The 17444-nt window shown below is 63.4% G+C and carries 17 protein-coding genes and 1 pseudogene; 12 read left to right on the top strand and 6 right to left on the bottom strand.

Annotated elements, in window-relative coordinates; translation table 11 throughout:
• Positions 1-20: 20 nt before the first annotated feature.
• Positions 21-1466 carry a glycerol-3-phosphate dehydrogenase/oxidase gene (locus FZI91_RS04065; protein WP_155937353.1) on the top strand — a complete coding sequence of 482 codons (1446 nt, stop codon included), beginning with the start codon at positions 21-23 and terminating at the stop codon, positions 1464-1466.
• Here the strand turns inward: FZI91_RS04065 and FZI91_RS04060 are convergent.
• The 4 genes from FZI91_RS04060 to FZI91_RS04045 form a co-directional block, all read right to left on the bottom strand.
• On the bottom strand, positions 1445-2305 hold the full coding sequence (locus tag FZI91_RS04060) for a cyclopropane mycolic acid synthase family methyltransferase (protein ID WP_155937351.1): 861 nt from the start codon (positions 2303-2305) through the stop codon (positions 1445-1447). The two genes, FZI91_RS04065 and FZI91_RS04060, sit on opposite strands and share 22 nt — an antisense overlap.
• Before the next feature lie 178 nt (positions 2306-2483).
• On the bottom strand, positions 2484-3428 hold the full coding sequence (locus FZI91_RS04055; protein ID WP_155937349.1) for an alpha/beta fold hydrolase: 945 nt from the start codon (positions 3426-3428) through the stop codon (positions 2484-2486).
• A 1-nt stretch (position 3429) separates the two neighbouring features.
• On the bottom strand, positions 3430-4734 hold the full coding sequence (locus tag FZI91_RS04050) for an AarF/ABC1/UbiB kinase family protein (protein ID WP_162526264.1): 1305 nt from the start codon (positions 4732-4734) through the stop codon (positions 3430-3432).
• Between the two features lie 211 nt (positions 4735-4945).
• The gene (locus FZI91_RS04045; protein ID WP_155937345.1) at positions 4946-5905 is read right to left on the bottom strand and encodes an alpha/beta fold hydrolase; all 960 of its coding nucleotides are present in this window, start codon (positions 5903-5905) and stop codon (positions 4946-4948) included.
• A gap of 287 nt (positions 5906-6192) precedes the next feature.
• Here FZI91_RS04045 and rplJ point away from each other — a divergent pair, with 287 nt between their 5' ends.
• The 3 genes and pseudogenes from rplJ to FZI91_RS04030 form a co-directional block, all read left to right on the top strand.
• The gene (gene rplJ / locus FZI91_RS04040; protein ID WP_155937343.1) at positions 6193-6720 is read left to right on the top strand and encodes a 50S ribosomal protein L10; all 528 of its coding nucleotides are present in this window, start codon (positions 6193-6195) and stop codon (positions 6718-6720) included.
• Positions 6721-6771: 51 nt separating this feature from the next.
• Positions 6772-7158 carry a 50S ribosomal protein L7/L12 gene (gene rplL / locus FZI91_RS04035; protein WP_155937341.1) on the top strand — a complete coding sequence of 129 codons (387 nt, stop codon included), beginning with the start codon at positions 6772-6774 and terminating at the stop codon, positions 7156-7158.
• 61 nt (positions 7159-7219) lie between these two features.
• A pseudogene (locus FZI91_RS04030) lies at positions 7220-7318 on the top strand (AAA family ATPase); the annotation flags it as partial.
• A gap of 28 nt (positions 7319-7346) precedes the next feature.
• On the opposite strand, the gene FZI91_RS04025 reads toward FZI91_RS04030, so the two are convergent.
• Positions 7347-8288 carry an alpha/beta fold hydrolase gene (locus FZI91_RS04025; RefSeq protein ID WP_162526252.1) on the bottom strand — a complete coding sequence of 314 codons (942 nt, stop codon included), beginning with the start codon at positions 8286-8288 and terminating at the stop codon, positions 7347-7349.
• A 110-nt stretch (positions 8289-8398) separates the two neighbouring features.
• Here FZI91_RS04025 and FZI91_RS04020 point away from each other — a divergent pair, with 110 nt between their 5' ends.
• On the top strand, positions 8399-9364 hold the full coding sequence (locus FZI91_RS04020; RefSeq protein WP_155937339.1) for a YafY family protein: 966 nt from the start codon (positions 8399-8401) through the stop codon (positions 9362-9364).
• Between the two features lie 519 nt (positions 9365-9883).
• Positions 9884-10186, top strand: a complete 303-nt coding sequence (locus FZI91_RS04015) for a hypothetical protein (protein WP_155937337.1) — start codon at positions 9884-9886, stop codon at positions 10184-10186.
• On the opposite strand, the gene FZI91_RS04010 is transcribed toward FZI91_RS04015, so the two are convergent.
• Entirely contained in the window at positions 10183-10950 is a 768-nt protein-coding gene (locus tag FZI91_RS04010) for a TetR/AcrR family transcriptional regulator (RefSeq protein ID WP_155937335.1), read from the bottom strand. The genes FZI91_RS04015 and FZI91_RS04010 overlap by 4 nt on opposite strands.
• Before the next feature lie 47 nt (positions 10951-10997).
• On the opposite strand from FZI91_RS04010, the gene FZI91_RS04005 reads away from it, so the two are divergent.
• From FZI91_RS04005 to FZI91_RS03980, 6 genes are all read left to right on the top strand, one after another.
• Positions 10998-12497, top strand: coding sequence for a carotenoid oxygenase family protein (locus FZI91_RS04005; RefSeq protein WP_155937333.1), 1500 nt, complete (start codon positions 10998-11000; stop codon positions 12495-12497).
• Positions 12498-12501: 4 nt separating this feature from the next.
• Positions 12502-12969, top strand: coding sequence for a nitroreductase family deazaflavin-dependent oxidoreductase (locus FZI91_RS04000; protein ID WP_162526251.1), 468 nt, complete (start codon positions 12502-12504; stop codon positions 12967-12969).
• A gap of 28 nt (positions 12970-12997) precedes the next feature.
• On the top strand, positions 12998-13594 hold the full coding sequence (locus FZI91_RS03995; protein ID WP_155937329.1) for a DUF4126 domain-containing protein: 597 nt from the start codon (positions 12998-13000) through the stop codon (positions 13592-13594).
• A 75-nt stretch (positions 13595-13669) separates the two neighbouring features.
• A complete protein-coding gene (locus FZI91_RS03990; RefSeq protein ID WP_155937327.1) occupies positions 13670-15094 on the top strand; it encodes a hypothetical protein in 1425 nt (474 codons plus the stop codon).
• A 149-nt stretch (positions 15095-15243) separates the two neighbouring features.
• On the top strand, positions 15244-16377 hold the full coding sequence (locus FZI91_RS03985; RefSeq protein WP_162526250.1) for an ABC transporter ATP-binding protein: 1134 nt from the start codon (positions 15244-15246) through the stop codon (positions 16375-16377).
• A 71-nt stretch (positions 16378-16448) separates the two neighbouring features.
• A complete protein-coding gene (locus FZI91_RS03980) occupies positions 16449-17240 on the top strand; it encodes a class I SAM-dependent methyltransferase (RefSeq protein WP_155937325.1) in 792 nt (263 codons plus the stop codon).
• The last annotated feature ends 204 nt before the right edge of the window (positions 17241-17444 follow it).

The following is a 17444-nucleotide window of genomic DNA, read 5'->3' as shown; positions in this document are numbered from 1 at the left end:
TCTGCCACTTAGGAGAATTCATGACAACCCAGCTCAACAGCACGCGACGCAGTGCCGATCTGGCCGCTCTTGCCGGCGGCGCCCCGGTGGATGTCCTCGTCGTCGGCGGCGGTATCACCGGCGTCGGAGTTGCCCTCGACGCCGCGAGCCGCGGGCTGCGCGTCACGCTGGTCGAGAAACACGATCTGGCCTTCGGCACAAGTCGATTCAGCTCGAAGTTGGTGCACGGCGGATTGCGCTACCTCGCCTCGGGGCAGGTGGGCGTCGCCCGGGAGAGTGCGATCGAGCGTCATATCCTCATGACCCGCACCGCCCCCCATCTCATTCATCCGCTGGCTCAGGTTGTTCCGCTGCACCCGGCCGTGAGCGGCTTCAGCCGGAACTTGGTTCGGCTGGGATTTGTCGCGGGCGATGGGCTGCGCAAGCTGGCGCACACCCCGGCCGATGTGCTGCCGCGCTCACGCGCGATCGATGCAGGCGAAGTGATTCGGCGTGCACCGACCGTGCGGCCGGGCGGACTTCGCGGCGGGCTGATGGCCTTCGATGGGCAGCTCGTCGACGATGCGCGGTTGGTGGTGTCCATCGCGCGCACGGCGGCCGGCCTGGGCGCCCGCATCCTTACTCGCGTCTCGGCCGAGCAGGTCACCGGCGACGGCGCCGTACTGCGTGATGAGCTGACCGGTAATACCGTCCGAGGACAGGCGGGTCTGGTAATCAATGCCGCAGGTGTGTGGGCGGGCCAGGTGGACCGGGACATCAAGTTGCGTCCCAGTCGCGGGACACACCTGGTGTTCCGAGCCGCCAGTTTCGGTGGGCTCACCGCCGCACTGACCGTCCCGGTGCCCGGCACCATCAACCGATTCGTGTTTGCGCTGCCGGCCATTCACGACCGGGTGTACCTGGGGCTCACCGACGAACCCGCGCCCGGGCCGGTGCCAGATGTGGCCGAACCCTCTGCCACAGAAGAAAAATTCCTGCTCGATACCGTCAACACGGTGCTACAGACCCCGCTGTCCGAAGCAGATGTGGTGGGGCGTTTCGCGGGTCTGCGTCCGCTGCTGGACGGTGACGACTCCGCGACCGCCGACCTGTCACGTAAGCATGCGGTGCGGGTATCGGATTCGGGCCTCGTAAGCGTGGTGGGTGGCAAGCTCACCACCTATCGCAAGATGGCGCAGGACGCGCTCGACGCCGGGCTGGAACGGCGACCGCTCGCGGCGTTGGAGTGCGTCACGGAAAACCTGGCGGTGGTCGACGACTGGCCGGGTGCCGCCGGCACCCCGTTGGTTGATGGCATCGATATCACCCGGGAACAAGTCGAATTCGCGCTCACCCACGAGGGTGCGCTCGATACCGATGACATTCTCGATCGGCGTACCCGGATCGGCCTGGTGCCGGCGGAGAAGGGGCAGGCAGTCGAAGCGGTCCAGGTTATGGTCGACGCCTACTTCTCGCAGGTGAACTGAACGACGTCGATCCAGCGATCGCGGAACCCGTCCGCGGCGCCGGTCAGGTATTTGATGTACCGGTCGTAAACCTCTTGAGATTGAAGAGAAATCGCTTCGTCCTTGCGTGCGGCGAGATTCTCGGACCAGCAATCCAGGGTGCGTGCATAGTGAGGTTGGAGCGATTGATGCCGCGTGATGGTGAAGGCGGCGCGCGTTGCGTGCTCGTCCACTATTGGCACGGAAGGTAAACGCCCGCCAGGGAATATCTCGGTGCCGATGAAGTAGATGAACCGGACACGCGACATCAACAATGGGATGCCCATGCGCTTCCACTCGTCGGGATGATGGCTGACGAGGGTGTGCAACAACATCTTTCCTTCGGCCGGCATCGCCCGGTGCGCCATCTCAAAGAAGCTGTCATACCGTTCAAAGCCGAAATGCTCAAAGGCACCAATACTGACGATGCGGTCGACGCGGCCCTCGAATTCTTCCCAGCCGGCCAACCGGACCTCATGGCTGCGCGAACTTTCGGTGGTGTCGAGAAGCTTGGTGACATATGCGAATTGGTTTTTGCTGAGCGTCAGGCCAATGACGTTGACGTCGTAGTGCTCAAGGGCGCGCTTCATGGTGGAGCCCCAACCGCACCCCACATCCAGCAGGGTCATCCCGGGTTCAAGTCCCAGTTTTCCGAGAGCGAGATCAATCTTGGCCCGCTGGGCCTGCTCGAGTGTCAGCGTGTCGGGTTCGAAGTATGCACAGCTATATGTCCTGCTGGGATCGAGAAACAGTGCGAAGAATTCGTCGGACAGGTCGTAATGGGCCTGAACATCGGAGAACTTTGGGGTCAGTTTGGACATGCGGCAGCCTCTCGAGAGGATGGCGCGAGGCCCCGAACGGCGCGCGAACGATGGATTGGGTCTGGTGCTGGCTGATATCCCGTGCTGAGGCTAGAACACGATGACATCAGCGACAAGGGGTGCGCACAGAATTAGCAAGCAGTTTGATCTCTACGAAATCATTTCGTACGGGAGCTAATTAGCGGCCCGCGGCCTCGGATTCCGGTGTGTCTTCTGCAGGCTCCGAGCGAGCGAAGTTCTCGGTCAACTTGGCGATGACCCGGGTCCACAGCGGCTCGGGCAGATCGTGGCCCATCCCGTCGATCAGTGCCAGCCGCGAACCACGAATGGCGCGGGCGATCGCGCGCGCACCCGAAGGGCGCATCAGTTTGTCGGCCCTGCCATGCAAAACCAGTGCGGGGGAGGTGATTCGGTTGTCGAACGGGGCCAAGCTGCCGGTCCCCATGATGGCGGCGAACTGTCGTGCAAACCCCTTGGGGTAGTAGCTCCGGTCGTAGTACTCGGCGGCGTGCTGATACGACTTCGTTTCCGACTGGCGGTATTTCGGGCTGCCAATGATCCGGCCAACCTGCACGCTGTTGGCGATGATTTGCTCGCGGGTGGCGTCGGCGGGTGGAGCCTTGAGCAGTGCCATCAGCTGCCGTGGTCCCGGTGGCGGCAGGAAGGGCTGATTGTTGCTTGACATGATGATGGTGACCGTCTCGGTCCGATCGGGATGCTCGGCGGCGAAGACCTGCGCGATCATGCCGCCCATAGAGGCGCCCACGATGTGTGCCCGGTTGATATCAAGATGGTCGAGCAGCCCTGCCGCATCACCCGCCATATCCACGAGGGTGTAGGCAGTTCCGGTGATCTTCACTCCGGCAAGGAATTTCGCCATATTCGAAATGAGTGAGCCGCCACCGGCGCGCACGCCGTCCAATGTGGTGGAAAGGCCGCAGTCCCGATTGTCGAAGCGAATGACCCGGTAGCCCTGGTCGGCGAGCTGTTGGCAGAACTCGTTGCGCCAGAACACCATCTGAGCACCGATGCCCATGATGAGCAGAACCGCGGGGTCGGCGGGATTGCCGAACTCCTCATAACACAGCTCGATATCGCCGACATTTGCGCTGCTCGCCGTCATCTCAGATTTCTCCTTCGCGGTTGTGCTCACGGCTGATATCGACGATGAAACTGCCGAAGTACCCCTTGAGTTCCGGGTCCTCCATCATCTGCCAGCGTGGAGCCAGCAGTTTCATGTATCGCTCGACGTATAGGAATTGCTTGCCGATGAGCACCAGTTCGCGGGGCAGTTTGACGTCGTACTCGGCGGCGAGCGTAGAGAGTTGCTTGCCGATTTCCGAGTACGACATATCGCCAAGCGATTTCATCGTCAAGGGGGCGGCGAAGTCCTTCATGTCCTTGGTGCCCTTGTCGGCGTCGCTGGGATTACCGACGGCGCCCAGCAGCACCACGATCTTGCCTGCAGTGCGGTGGTCCTTTTTGACCAGCAGTGCGTGGATCAGTTCACGCAACAGCCAACGCGTCCGCGGGTCGATGAAACCGACGATGCCGAAGTCCAAGAACACGATCCGGCCCTCGTCGTCCACCAGCAGGTTCCCCGCATGCAGGTCGCCGTGGAACAAACCTTGACGCAGACCGGATTCGAACACCGAAAACAACAGCGACTTCACCAGATCAGTGCCGTCGAATCCCGCCTTACGAATCGCGGGTGCGTCATCGATGCGGATGCCGTGCACCCGCTCCATGGTGAGCACCTTGGATGTCGTGTAGTGCCAGTGCACGTCGGGCACTCGGATGTTCTTGCCGAGAGAAGAGGTGTGTAGGTGTTCCACCCAGGTTTGCATGGCCTGACCCTCGGCAAGGAAATCCAGTTCCTCGGAAAGGTTTCCGGAGAAGTCGTCCACCACATCCCGGGCCGACAGCATTCGACCGACCTTGCCGAGTTCTAGGATCGCCGCGCCGCGCTTGAGGATCTGCAGATCGGCGGCCACCCGGCGACGGATTCCCGGACGCTGGATCTTGACGACCACCTCCTCGCCGGAATGCAGTGTCGCGTAATGCACCTGGGCGATCGAGGCGGATGCGAACGGCTCGGCATCAAAGGACTCGAACAGCTTCTCGGGCTCGGATCCGAGCTCGGCGATGAGCAGCTCGCGGATCTGGACGGAATCGGCGGGCGGCACGCGGTCCAGCAGTCCACGGAATTCACGGGACAGCGGCTCGCCGAACGCGCCCGGACTGGACGCGATGATCTGACCGAGCTTGACGTAGGTGGGGCCCAGATCGGAGAACGTCTGCGGCAGCTCGGCCATGACCTTCTGCTCGAAGCTGCCCTTCTTGGTGAGCTTGCCCAGCACGCGGCCGGCGGTACGGGCGACCTGCCAGCCGGTGGTGCCCAGCCGCGCCGCCTCCGAGAGCAACGCCACGCGCCCGAGCGGTGCAACCTGTCGTGCGCGACCCTCACCGACGTTCCGGCCGGAGCGTTCATGCGCAGTCATGAAATGCAAGTGTGCCGCATGATTCGGGTTCTGCCCTAGTCGGTGCGGCACAGCTCAGGGTTTTGTCGCTTCGACCAGGTCATCTGGAGCGGCGTGGCGAACGACCCCGTTGGTTGCGGCCCCGCGGCGACCGACGGCCTCACCCGTCGAGAGGATCGAGACGGTTGACCTGTTGAAAGTTTCTCGCGAAATTACCCAACAACTCGCGAGTAACGGGCTCCCACAGCGGTTCGGGCAGGTCGTGCCCCATGCCCTCGATGAGCGCAAAACGTGAGTTCCGAATGTTCTTGGCCACCACCCGTCCATTCTGGTACGGGACCAACGGGTCGTTACGCCCGTGGATGACGACCGTCGGCGCGGTGATGGCACGGGTGAAACGCAGCAGGCTACCGGTGCCCAAAATGGCGTCGAACTGGCGAACCGTACCGACCGGATAGTCACTGCGCGCCTTGTGGTCCAAGATGCGCCGACGCAACTCTTCGCGGGAGGGGAGGTTCTCGGGCCCGTTGTAGACGATCCCGTTGTTGACCTCGAACTCGAGCCACTCCTCGGGAGTGGCATTCCTGCCCGGAGCGTTCATGGCGGTGCGGATCAGTTCCCAGGACGGCGGCCGCGAGAACGGGCGTCCGGTGGCCGAGTAGATGATGCCGACGGAGTGCACACGCTCGGGGTACGTGCCGGCGAAGACCTGCACGATCATGCCGCCCATCGAGGCCCCCACGACGTGAGCTCGCTCGATGCCCAGGTGGTCGATGAGGCTGCGGACATCCTCGGCCATGTCGACGAGCGTGTACGGGACCTCGCTGCCCTTGCCGAAGGTGTAGCGCACGACCCGGCGGTGCACCGACCCTGGCGCTTTGTGGCCGTCCAGCTTGGTCGACAGTCCGCAATCGCGGTTGTCGAACCTGACTACTCGATAACCACTCTTTAGCAGCCGCTGACAGAATCCGTCCGGCCACATCGGGAGCTGTGCGGCCACGCCCATGACGAGCACGACCGCGGGATCTTCGGGATTACCCAGGTCTTCGTAGAAGAGTTCGATATCGCCGTTGCGGGCGACGCCGTTCCGAGTGGGAGACGGCGCTTGAGGCTCAGGCATCACTCCTTGCTACCACTGTGCCCGAGGGCGTGCCCCGGCTCGTTTTGGATTGCATGCCCTACCTGCGGTAGCCTGATGCAGCTCCACCGAAGACCGTCGGTCACCTCTCGCGAGGTTGAAGGTTCCGGATTATCCGGACGGCCCACGCAGGAGGACGAGGTAGACCTGCGGTTAAGTCCGTAGTTTTCACGCCCCGACCTGTCTGCGTCGGGGCGTTCGTCATTTCGGCCCCTCTCTTGTCGGCAGTCCCAGGTGGAACGACCGAAAACGAGATGAGGAGGCAATACATGGCCAAGACTGACAAGGTCTCTGCCGTTGCCGAGATCACCGAGCAGTTCAAGGGTTCGACTGCCACGGTGATCACCGAGTACCGCGGCCTGTCGGTGTCCGCTCTGGCCACCCTGCGTCGCTCCCTCGGAGCTTCCGCTACCTACTCCGTCGCCAAGAACACGCTTGTCAAGCGTGCGGCTTCGGACGCCGGTGTGGAGGGCCTGGACGAACTGTTCAGTGGCCCAACGGCAATTGCGTTCATCCAGGGTGAGCCCGTGGACGCCGCGAAGGCGATCAAGACCTTCGCAAAAGAAAACAAGGCACTGATCATCAAGGGCGGCTACATGGACGGCCGCGCCCTGACAGTCGCCGAGGTAGAGCGCATCGCCGATCTGGAATCGCGTGAGGTGCTGCTGGCCAAGCTGGCTGGCGCAATGAAGGGCAACCTGGCCAAGGCCGCCGGGCTGTTCAACGCCCCGGCGTCTCAGGTTGCACGCCTGGCCGCCGCCCTGCAGGAAAAGAAGGCTGGCGAAGAAGCTGCGTAAGCACTACTTCCCAGACTCAAAACCGTTGTAAATCAAGGAAGGAACCACATTATGGCAAAGCTGAGCACCGAGGAACTGATCGATGCTTTCAAGGAGCTGACGCTGCTTGAGCTGTCCGAGTTCGTCAAGACCTTCGAAGAGGTCTTCGAGGTCACCGCTGCCGCTCCGGTCGCCGTCGCCGCTGCCGGTGGCGCTGCCCCGGCCGCCGAGGCTGCCGAAGAGCAGAGCGAGTTCGACGTCATCCTGGAGAGCGCCGGTGACAAGAAGATCGGCGTCATCAAGGTTGTCCGCGAGATCGTCTCCGGCCTGGGTCTGAAGGAAGCCAAGGACCTGGTTGACGCGGCCCCCAAGCCGCTGCTGGAGAAGGTCGCCAAGGAGGCCGCCGACGACGCCAAGGCCAAGCTCGAGGCCGCCGGCGCGACGGTCACCGTCAAGTAGTTCGCAGTACCGCCAATCGGCCCCGCAAGTCCTCGGACTTGCGGGGCCGATTTCGTTTTTGCCACGACTTTGCGCCGCCATCGTGGATCGGCTCACCTTCGGCGGCAGCATCATCGAAACCGGCACCGACTCCTACCGACTCGCCCACACCCGAGCTCAGCAATCCGAGACCGCACCTAGCCTTGAAACTATGTGGCATCCTGCCGTTCCAGCCAGTTCAAGATCGCTTGGTTGGTCTCATCGGGTCTTTCTTGCTGGATCCAATGACCGCAGTCGAGATTGACTACTTCCACATTGGGCACGAACTCTGTCAGGTTCGCAGCCCTCGCGATCGCGTCACGGTCGCCGTAGATCATGAGTGCGGGCTGTTGGATGATCGGGTCCACCTCCGCCAGCAAACGCCAGTTGCGGTCAAGGTTCCTGTACCAGTTCACACTGCCCGTGAATCCTGTCGATTCGAATGCAGAGACGAAAACGGCCAATTCGCTATCGCTCATCAGAGGCTCACCGAGTGGCGCCTCTGCTCTGGCGAGATCGAGCAGCGCCATACCCGGCTGAGGCTCCCTGCGGGGTTCGTTCTTCCGGTACAGGTTGCGGAGGAACCGGAAGGTGTTGTCGTCGAACACGGCGTCCGCGACGCCCGGCTCTCGATTGAAGTGGACGAAGTAGAAGTCACTGCCAAGCACGGCTTCCATGAACTCAATCCAGGGCTGCTCTCCGCGATCCTGGTAGGGCAGGCTTAGGTTGATCACTTTGTTTACCCGGTGCGGGTGCAACAGGGTCAGGCCCCACACGACAAAGGCGCCCCAATCGTGACCGACAAAGGTGGCATCTTCGTAGCCGTAGTGATCGAGAAGTGCGATGAGATCACCCGCTAAATGTTCAATGTCATAGTCCGTCACTTCGGTCGGACGTGATGAGTTGCCGTAGCCGCGCTGGTTCGGGACGATGACGTGGTAGCCCGCCGCGACAAGGGCGGGCACCTGGTATCGCCAAGAATAGGCGTGCTCTGGCCATCCGTGACACAGCACGATGGGTTTCCCGGCATTGTGTCGCCCTGCTTCAAAGACTTCGAGTTCCACGCCGTTGACTGGGATAAGGACGGGCCTGGGGAAGTCGGATGGATCCACAGATGCTCCTTTGGGTTGAGTACCGATCTCGTGTCTGGATCGGCCGGTTGCTCCGACGATAGGGAGCATCGTGGACACATGAAGTCCTAGATCGCTGGCAATCTGAAGAAATGCGGAACGATCCCACAGGCCGAGCACTGCAACTGCTCTCGCTCCTTCAGACCCATCGTTTCTGGCACTGCGCCGAACTTGCCGCACGACTCGATGTCACGCAGCGAACGGTGCGCCGCGACATCGATCGCCTACGCGACCTTGGCTATCCGGTCGATTCCACGTCCGGAAAATACGGGGGCTACCGACTCGCAACGGGGGCGCACGTGCCGCCCCTGATCCTCGACGATGACGAGTCCGTGGCGGTAGCCGTCGGGCTGCGCTACGCCGCCGAGGCCGCCATCAGCGGCATCGAAGAAACGTCGCTGCGCGCGCTGACGAAGATCGAAACACTCCTGCCCCATCGGCTACGCCGACGTGTGTCGGCACTGCATTCGAGCGTCAGTTCCATGCGGCGGGTCGACGACGACATCGTCGACCCCGAAGCACTCAGTGTGCTCGCTGCGGCATGTCGCGACCACGAGCACGTGCGTTTCGACTATCGGCGAGGTGATGGCGAGAGCAGCAGACGGCTCGTCGAGCCGCACCGCCTTGTCACGGCTGGACGTCGTTGGTATCTCGTAGCATGGGATCACCATCGTGCCGACTGGCGAACATTTCGACTGGACCGGCTCTCGGAGCCCTGGCTGGCAGGCAGTCATTTCACGCCACGCGAGATCCCGGGCGGTGACGCGGCAGGCTTCGTCGCGAGATCAGTCGGCTCGCCACCCCGTCACCACGATGCAAAACTCGCCATCGAAGCCACGTTCGCCGACCTCGAGGGTGTGCTCAGATGGATTGACCACACACCAATCGAGGTGGCAGGGGACCGCTGCCTTGTCCAGATCCGCAGCGAAGATCTCGGCAGGCTCACCATGACGGTTGCGCGCATTGCGCTCACCTCCCCCGTGGTCGTCATCGAACCAACCGAGCTCGCCGACACCGTCAGTCGGCTCGCCCTTCACCTCACGGTCTCGCCACCATGACAGTCAGAAGAGGATTGCGCGACAAGACCATTCATGTCCAGGTTGCCGCGGGGACAAGTTTGCGGACGTGTTCCCTGCGCAGGCCCCTCGTCTATCGAGACAGGTATCCGTTTCTCTCTGAGCTGGGAGAGCAAATGACCAATCCGAAATCATCGCCACCGGCTTCCGTCCACCCCCAAACGTGGAAGTTCGGCCACCCGATCTCGGTATAGATCATCACCCTGAGCCGGCGGCGAACTTTTGTGAGCTTCTGAGGACTCCTGTCCGCGCTCTTGCCCGCTAACTCAGGGGCGAGCAAGCGGATTGCCTCGACCACCGCGGCGGCAACATCATCGAAACCGGCACGGACTCCCGCCGACTCGCTCATACCCGAGCTCAGCAGTCTGCCTGATCCGTGCATCAGGGTGGGTCCGGATCAAGCCGCCCTGCTGGACCTGAATGGGATTGACATATTCAGCCGAGCGTGCGGATTCGGGTGAGAAATTGCGGGATACCGACACAATCCGCACACTCGATTGCGTGGCCGTCTATGTGTTTGTTGCGGTGGGCTGTTTTCTGCTGCTGGTCGTGGTGTTTCGTGCCCGTCGTCGCCGAGCTACCGCGCCGGTGGTCGTGCCGTTGCGGACGACGGTGCCGTCCGACGCCGAGTTGCGCAACCGGCTGCTGGCGCGGCTGGCCTTCGACATGCGTGCTCCCCTCGCAACCGCCGCCGCTACCGTGGTGGCGTTGCGCGATGCGCCGTCGCCCCAACCCGTCCTCTCGTTGCCGCCCACATTTCCGTCAACCGGAAGCGACGGTTACGAAATCTCCTGGGCCCCTTAAGTCGATGCGGCGATCCGGGCGACGGCCGTGGCCGCTGAGGTGTTCACCCGTTCAGCCGTATCGCCAAGTGCGATAAGCAGATCCGTGGTCATTGAGCCCAGCACGGGACCCACCGCCACACCGTCATCGCCCCAGAAGCCTGCGAGCTCGAGCATGACGAAGCCGTGCATGATGGTCCAAAACTTCGCGGCGGTCGCGGCGACCTTCGCGGCGTCGTCGGGGGAGCCGTCGATCCTGCCCGCAGCCATGGCGCGTTGTACGCACCGAAACAGATAGGCCGCGCTGGGATGCTCCGGCGTCACGTGCGAGGTATCGAACATGTTCCTGCGGGGGGCGTCGACGCCGTGCGCACTGGTCACGCCGAACATCAGCCGATACATGTGTGGGAAGTCAATGGCGAACTGGCGGTAGGCCATTCCGGTCATCATGAAGTCGGCGATCACGTCGTCGGTCTGTTCGACCACCGCTTGCGCCTCCGCGAATTGGCGCAACCCCTCCTCGGCCACCTCCGCGATGAGCTCGCGCATGCCGCCGAAGTACGTGTAGACCGCCATCGTGGAGGTGCCTGCGGCAGCGGCGATCTTGCGTGTCTGCAACGCGTCGGGCCCCTGGTCGTTCAAAAGCCCGACCGCCGCGGCGACGAGATCGATGCGGGGATTGCGGGGGGCCGTTCCCTGACGATTACTGGGCGCTGACGTGTCGTTCGCGTGAAGACCTTCTGACATGGTGTTGCCATGTTCGCACAACCGGAGTAGGTTCACCATAACGTCGTAATAACAACGTTATGCCAGCCCAGCCGCGGAGGACAACGATGACTGCCACAGCTCAGCCGACCACCGAAACGAGTCCCTACCTGACCGGCATATGGGAGCCGGTGGAACGGGAGATGGACAGCGTCGATCTCGAAGTCACCGGGTCCCTGCCCGATCACCTCGACGGCAGGTATCTGCGCAACGGCCCCAACCCGGCCGCCGAGGTCGATCCGGCCGCCTATCACCTCTTCAGTGGTGACGCCATGGTGCACGGACTGTCGCTGCGCGACGGCAAGGCGCAGTGGTATCGCAATCGGTGGGTGCGCACGCCGTCGGTCGCCAAGGCGCTCGGCGAGGCGGCGCCATCTGCCATCAGCATGAACGCGGGCATGGGCGTCATCGGGCCGAACACCAATGTGCTCAGTCACGCCGGGCGCACGCTGGCGCTGGTCGAGGGCGGTATCGCCAACTACGAGCTCACCGAGGATCTCGAGACGGTGGGTACTTGCGATTTCGACGGCACGCTGCCGGGTGGTTACACGGCGCATCCGCATACCGATCCCGACACCGGCGAAATGCATGCTGTCTCATATTCCTTCGCGCGCGGGAGGACGGTCCAGTACTCGGTGATCGGCACCGACGGACGGGCCCGCCGGACCGTCGATATTCAAGTACACGGCGCGCCGATGATGCACGATTTCACCCTCACCGAGAAGTACGTCGTCTTCTACGACCTGCCCGTCACCCTGGACATGTCCATGATTGGCCGGTCGGTGCCCGTGCCGCGACTGCTGCGCAAGCCTGCCCAGCTCGTCATGAACTCGCTGATCGGCAAGATCAAGATTCCCGGTCCCATTGCGGCCAGGGCTAGCCAGTACTCCGGCAAGTCGCCGTCCGTACCGTATTCGTGGAATACCAAGTACCCGGCCAGGATTGGCGTCATGCCGCGCGAGGGCGGAAACTCCGACGTGCGCTGGTTCCAGATCGACCCGTGCTACGTCTTCCACCCACTCAACGGCTACTCCGAAACCCGCAACGGTTCGGAGGTGCTGGTGATCGACCTGGTGCGGTACGACTCGATGTTCTCGCAGGATGTGCTGGGGCCCAGCGACGCCAAGGGGCAGCTCGACCGGTGGACGATCGACCTCACCAAGGGCACGGTGCACATGGAGCGCAAGGATGACCGGCATCTCGAATTCCCCCGCATCAATGAGACATTGACGGGCAAGAAACACCGCTACGGGTATCTGCCCGATGTGGAGAACTTCTTCAGCGCCGGCGAAGCTGCCGGAGCCAGCATCGTCAAATACGACTATGAAACCGGCGCCACCCAGACCAGCCGACTCGATCCCGCCATCGTGCTCGGGGAGATGTCGTTCGTGCCGAACCCAACGGCGGCCACCGAGGATGACGGCGTGCTGATCGGATTCGCAGTCGACCGCCGCTGCGACGAAGGTCAGCTCCTGCTGATGGACGCGGTCACTCTCGATCTGATGGCGACCGTGCATCTGCCGCAGCGCGTTCCGGCAGGATTCCATGGCAACTGGGCGCCCCGCTAAGAGCATGAACGATCCCATCCCGGATTCCCTGCGCTACACCGACGGGCGGTATGTGTTTGAGCGCAGGCCAGGGTTGGACACCACGGCAGCGCCGCTGGCGGAGCGCCGCCGTTTCGCCAGCGCGCTGCACGCCGTCCATCGGCCGTGGTTCGCGATCCGAGTGCCTCGCGGTGTCGGCGTGCTGACCACCATCGGGCGAAAGTCCGGCAGTCCACGCGTCACCTACGTCAAGGCGGTGCGCGACGGGGAGAGGACCTATCTGGTCGCGATCACCCGGCACACCCTCTGGGTCAAGAACATCCAGGCCAACCCGCAGGTGCGCCTTCGACTACCTCGAAAACCTGTTTCACCGCAAGGGCTTTCCATCGAAACGCAAGATCCTCGAATTGCATCGGGTGTGGTTCGAGGGTGGGGTGCCGCTCATCGTCGAACTCACCACCCGAGTGTGACCTCACCGCGAAACATCCACTGAAACTCCGCGGTGGCGTCACACTCGTGACATGGAGATCACCTCGGCTATCAGCGCCGTCCTCGGGGCATTCGGGCTCTCCGGTGCCGCCGGCCTCAACGCCTGGCTGCCGCTGCTCGCGGTGGGCGCAGCGGACCGATTCGGCTGGATCGAGCTCGGCCCGTCCTACGGCTGGTTGTCCTCCACCCCGGCGCTCATCGTGCTGGCGGTCATCTTTGTGCTCGACCTCATCGGCGACAAGATCCCGGCGCTGGACTCCGTCCTGCATGCGATCGGCACCTTCATTGCGCCGGCATCGGGAGCCATTCTGTTCACGGCCGAAACAAGTCTGTCGTCGAACCTGCCTCCCGCGGTGGCGGCGATACTTGGGGCCATCACCGCGGGCAGCGTGCACGCCAGTAGAACGGTCGCACGCCCATTCGTGACGGGAACCACTGCCGGAGTGGGGAATCCGGTGGTCTCGACCGCCGAGGACGGCACCTCGCTGGTGCTGACGATCCTCGCCTTGGCGCTGCCGTTAGTCGCCTTCATCGTGGTCTTGGTGCTACTGGTCGGACTCGCCTGGCTGGCGTACCGGGCGATCCGATGGGCGCGCGGCAGAGGCCGAACCGCGGCGCCGGAGTCCTAGGTCCCCGGCGTGAGTCGAACCCCACGAAGACCCCGGGCTCGTACAGTGACCAGACCACACGGCAAGGGAGGGCACATGAGCCGGTTTGGGATCTCACGCAACGTGCTAGTTGCGTGCGCGGTGCTGTTGACGGCCCAACTTGGGCGCAGCGCGCAGGATCTCGCGTTGGTGGCACGGATCGCCGACCACCCGGAAGGTGTCGATTCGGTGGGCTGGTCCCTCGCGGTGATCACCGTGCTGACCATCCTTCCCATTCTCGTCATCGCACGGCTGTCCAACTATCTGCGGCCTTCCAGCTTCCTGACGGTCGCGGCGGGACTGTCGTTGGTGAGCACCTTAGGTGCGCTGCTGCCGCTCTCCATTGCCCCCATAGGTCTGCTCTACGCATGCAGTGACGTCGCTCTGGCGCTGGCCATGGTCGCCTCGCTCGTCATCGTCGTCCAAGAGATCACCGCATCTCAGGGGTATCTGTTGGGGGTGTGGGCCGCGGCGACTCCGGTGGGCGATGCCATCGTGACGATCGCACCCACCTTTGTGCCGATCGACCTGTGGAGCCTTGTGGTCTGCGCGGTGTTGGTGCTGACGCTCGCCGCCTTCCTCGCGTCCCTCGTCGGGCCTGCGATCGAACCTGTCAGCACCTTCGAGCAGTTCGACCTGCCGGGTGCTGCGCTCTGGATCATCGGCATCGCCGGGGTGACCTATATCGTGGCCACCCGAGCGTCCTCGCCTTCGGCGCTGGCGGCCGGGGCGGTGGGAGCGATATCCCTGGTCGCATTGGTTGTCTGGACCCGGCAATTGCGCGGCCCGGGGTTCGTGCCGCCCTCCCTCGTGTCCCGCCGCGGGCATGTCATCGGTCTCATCGGAGTCATCGCGCTGGGAATCTGCGTCGCGCTGGCCGATCTCGGCACCCTGTCAGTCCACTGGACTGCGGCCAACGGCGGTGCGACCAATACTCCGCTGCTGGCGCTATGGATAGCAGCCGCCGTGTTTGCGCCGGTCACCGGCCGACTGCTGGACCGCGGAGCGAAGTGGGTGGTGCCGGTGTGTGGCGTGATCGAACTGATCGCCGGATTGGCGATCTTCAAGGCCTTAACTCAGGCGGCCACGGACTACACACTGTCGCAAGGGGTACTCGGCCAGTGGACCCTGGTGCCGGGTTTGATGCTGTTCGGCGCCGGTCTCGGCACGACGACCGTCTGGTTCCTCTATGTGGCATTCCAGGGAGTGTCGCGATCCATGCTCGCCACGGCCGCGGGTCTGATCGTCACCGCCGTCTATTCGGGCCGGGTGCTCGGCGGCTTCATCGAGAAGGTGGTGTCGGGCGAAGCGGAGGGCTTGGGGGAGCAGGTGCGCGCGGCGGCGGTACCCGTTGTCTTCGCCATCCTGGGCTTGGGTGCACTCATCGTCGTCCCGATGATCACGAAACGATGGGACGCTCAGCAGGCGGCGCAGGACCTTGAGGACGTCCGTGAGAACGAGCAGGAAAGTGACCCGCACTGAGCGCGTAGTGCCTGGTTATCACAGTTAGCCGGTCGGTGGCCCGGTCTGGACGCAAACGCGATGCAGCTCTTGGGCATGCGCTAAAGTGATCCGAACCACAGCCTGGCCGGGTTGGTGGCGAAGTGTGCGTGTTGCGGAAGGATCGCCTGGTGGGTGCAGAAGTCTCCGTCGAGGGTTTGACTAAATCCTTTGGTTCACAACGAATCTGGGGGAACGTCAGCCTGTCCCTGCCGCCGGGTGAGGTCAGCGTGCTGCTGGGCCCGTCCGGTACAGGCAAGTCGGTGTTCCTGAAGTCGCTCATCGGCCTGCTGCGCCCGGAAGAGGGCGCCATCTACATCGACGGCACCAACATCATGGAGTGCTCGTCCAAGGAGCTGTACGAGATCCGCAAGCTGTTCGGCGTGATGTTCCAGGACGGCGCGCTGTTCGGCTCGATGAACCTGTACGACAACACCGCCTTCCCCTTGCGTGAGCACACCAAGAAGAAGGAATCGGAGATCCGCGACATCGTCATGCAGAAGCTTGACGTGGTGGGTCTGACCGGCCACGAGACCAAGTTCCCCGGTGAAATCTCCGGCGGTATGCGCAAGCGTGCCGGCCTGGCCCGTTCGCTTGTGCTGGACCCGCAGATCATCCTCTGTGACGAGCCTGACTCCGGTCTGGACCCCGTGCGTACGGCCTACCTGAGCCAGTTGCTCATCGACATCAATGCGCAGATCGACGCGACGATCCTGATCGTGACTCACAACATCAACATCGCCCGCACCGTGCCGGACAACATGGGCATGCTGTATCGCCGCGAGCTGGTGATGTTCGGTCCCCGTGAGGTGCTGCTGACCAGCGATGAGCCGGTGATCAAGCAGTTCCTGAACGGCCGCCGGATCGGGCCAATCGGCATGTCGGAGGAAAAGGACGAGGCCACCATGGCCGAGGAGCAGGCGCACCTGGACGCCGGACACCACGACGGTGGTGTCGAGGAGATCGAGGGTGTGCCCCCGCAGATTCAGGCCACCCCCGGTATGCCGGAACGCGCGGCCGTCGGGCGCCGTCAGGCGCGCGTGCGCGAGATCATGCACCAGCTGCCGCCCAATGCGCAGGCTGCGATCCAGGACAGCTTCGCCGAGACTCATCAGTACCGCGTCCATGACTTCGGCGATGAACCCGGCACCGCGGCGACTGCCACGTTGGCACCGCCGCACACCGAACAGGCCACCCAGGCCATCAACACCCCGCACAGCGACGATGACGCCCCGACGGGCCAGATTCCGCCCCTGCGGCAGTAAGGCCTTTGCATCGGGGAGCCCTTGGCCGGAATGGCGCGCCCCAACGGGGTGCCCGTCAGGATCGAGCGCGTATGACGAGTGCACAGGACCCTGCGCCCTTGACGACCGCCCTGGAGAAGATTGAGGGTCTGCTCACTGTCCCGGCGCGGAGGGTGCAGTCGGCGCGGTCCGTGGGGGACGGCTACCTCGACGTCATGGGTCCGCAGAACGTGCGCCTACATCTGGGCCAGCACACCATGCAGAACTCGATTTTCAGTTGGGTATACGACAGATTCTGGCGGTCGTTCGCCTTCGCGGTGCTGACCGCGCAGTCGGGGGCCAAGGAAGCAGAGCGTGCACTGCACCTACTGGCGATCGAGCCCGGCGACCGGGTGCTTGATATCGCCTGCGGTCCGGGCAACACCGCGCGGCGGGCAGTGCACGCCGTCGGGCCGGACGGTCTGGTCGTCGGACTGGACGCGGCACCCAACATGCTCGCCGAGGCCGTTGCCAACCCCACTCACCAGGCACAGTCCCATCAGCTCGGATTTATGCGCGCCGATGGCGAGCGGCTGCCCTTCCGGGACGGCACCTTCGACGCCGTGTCCTGCTACGGGGCGCTGTACTTCATGGAAGACCCGGATGCGGTGGTCGGCGAAATGATTCGCGTCCTGAAACCGGGTGGCCACCTCGCGATTCTGACCTCCTGCCTGCGCGGACCCACCTTCATTCATGGGGTTCAGCGTCTCTTCGCGCGGCCGATGTCGTTCCGCATGTTCGATCGCGCGCACTTCCCCCGGGTCCTCATTCAGCACGGGCTGACCGATCAGCGGCAGTACGTCTCGGGGCTCAGTCAGACGCTCGGGGCCGTCAAGCCCGGCTAAGTCGGCGTGGCTTCGGCGAAGAAAGGGTAAAGAAACACTGAAAATACTGGCGGTATCTCTTGACGGGCGGCGTACGACGCGTCACTCTGTTTGGCAGCACGGACATCTGCGGACGCAGTCCAGGAATGGGCGAGGCGCCAGCCAGCACTGATTCGCAGAATCGACCGGGCAGTTGAAGGCTGCGCGATAGTACGCTATCGTTAG

Origin of the sequence: Mycobacteroides sp. CBMA 271 (assembly GCF_009729205.1) — a bacterium.
Taxonomy (GTDB): Bacteria; Actinomycetota; Actinomycetes; order Mycobacteriales; family Mycobacteriaceae; genus Mycobacterium.
Note: the sequence above shows the minus strand (reverse complement) of the source record. Positions and strands in the feature narration are given on the sequence as shown.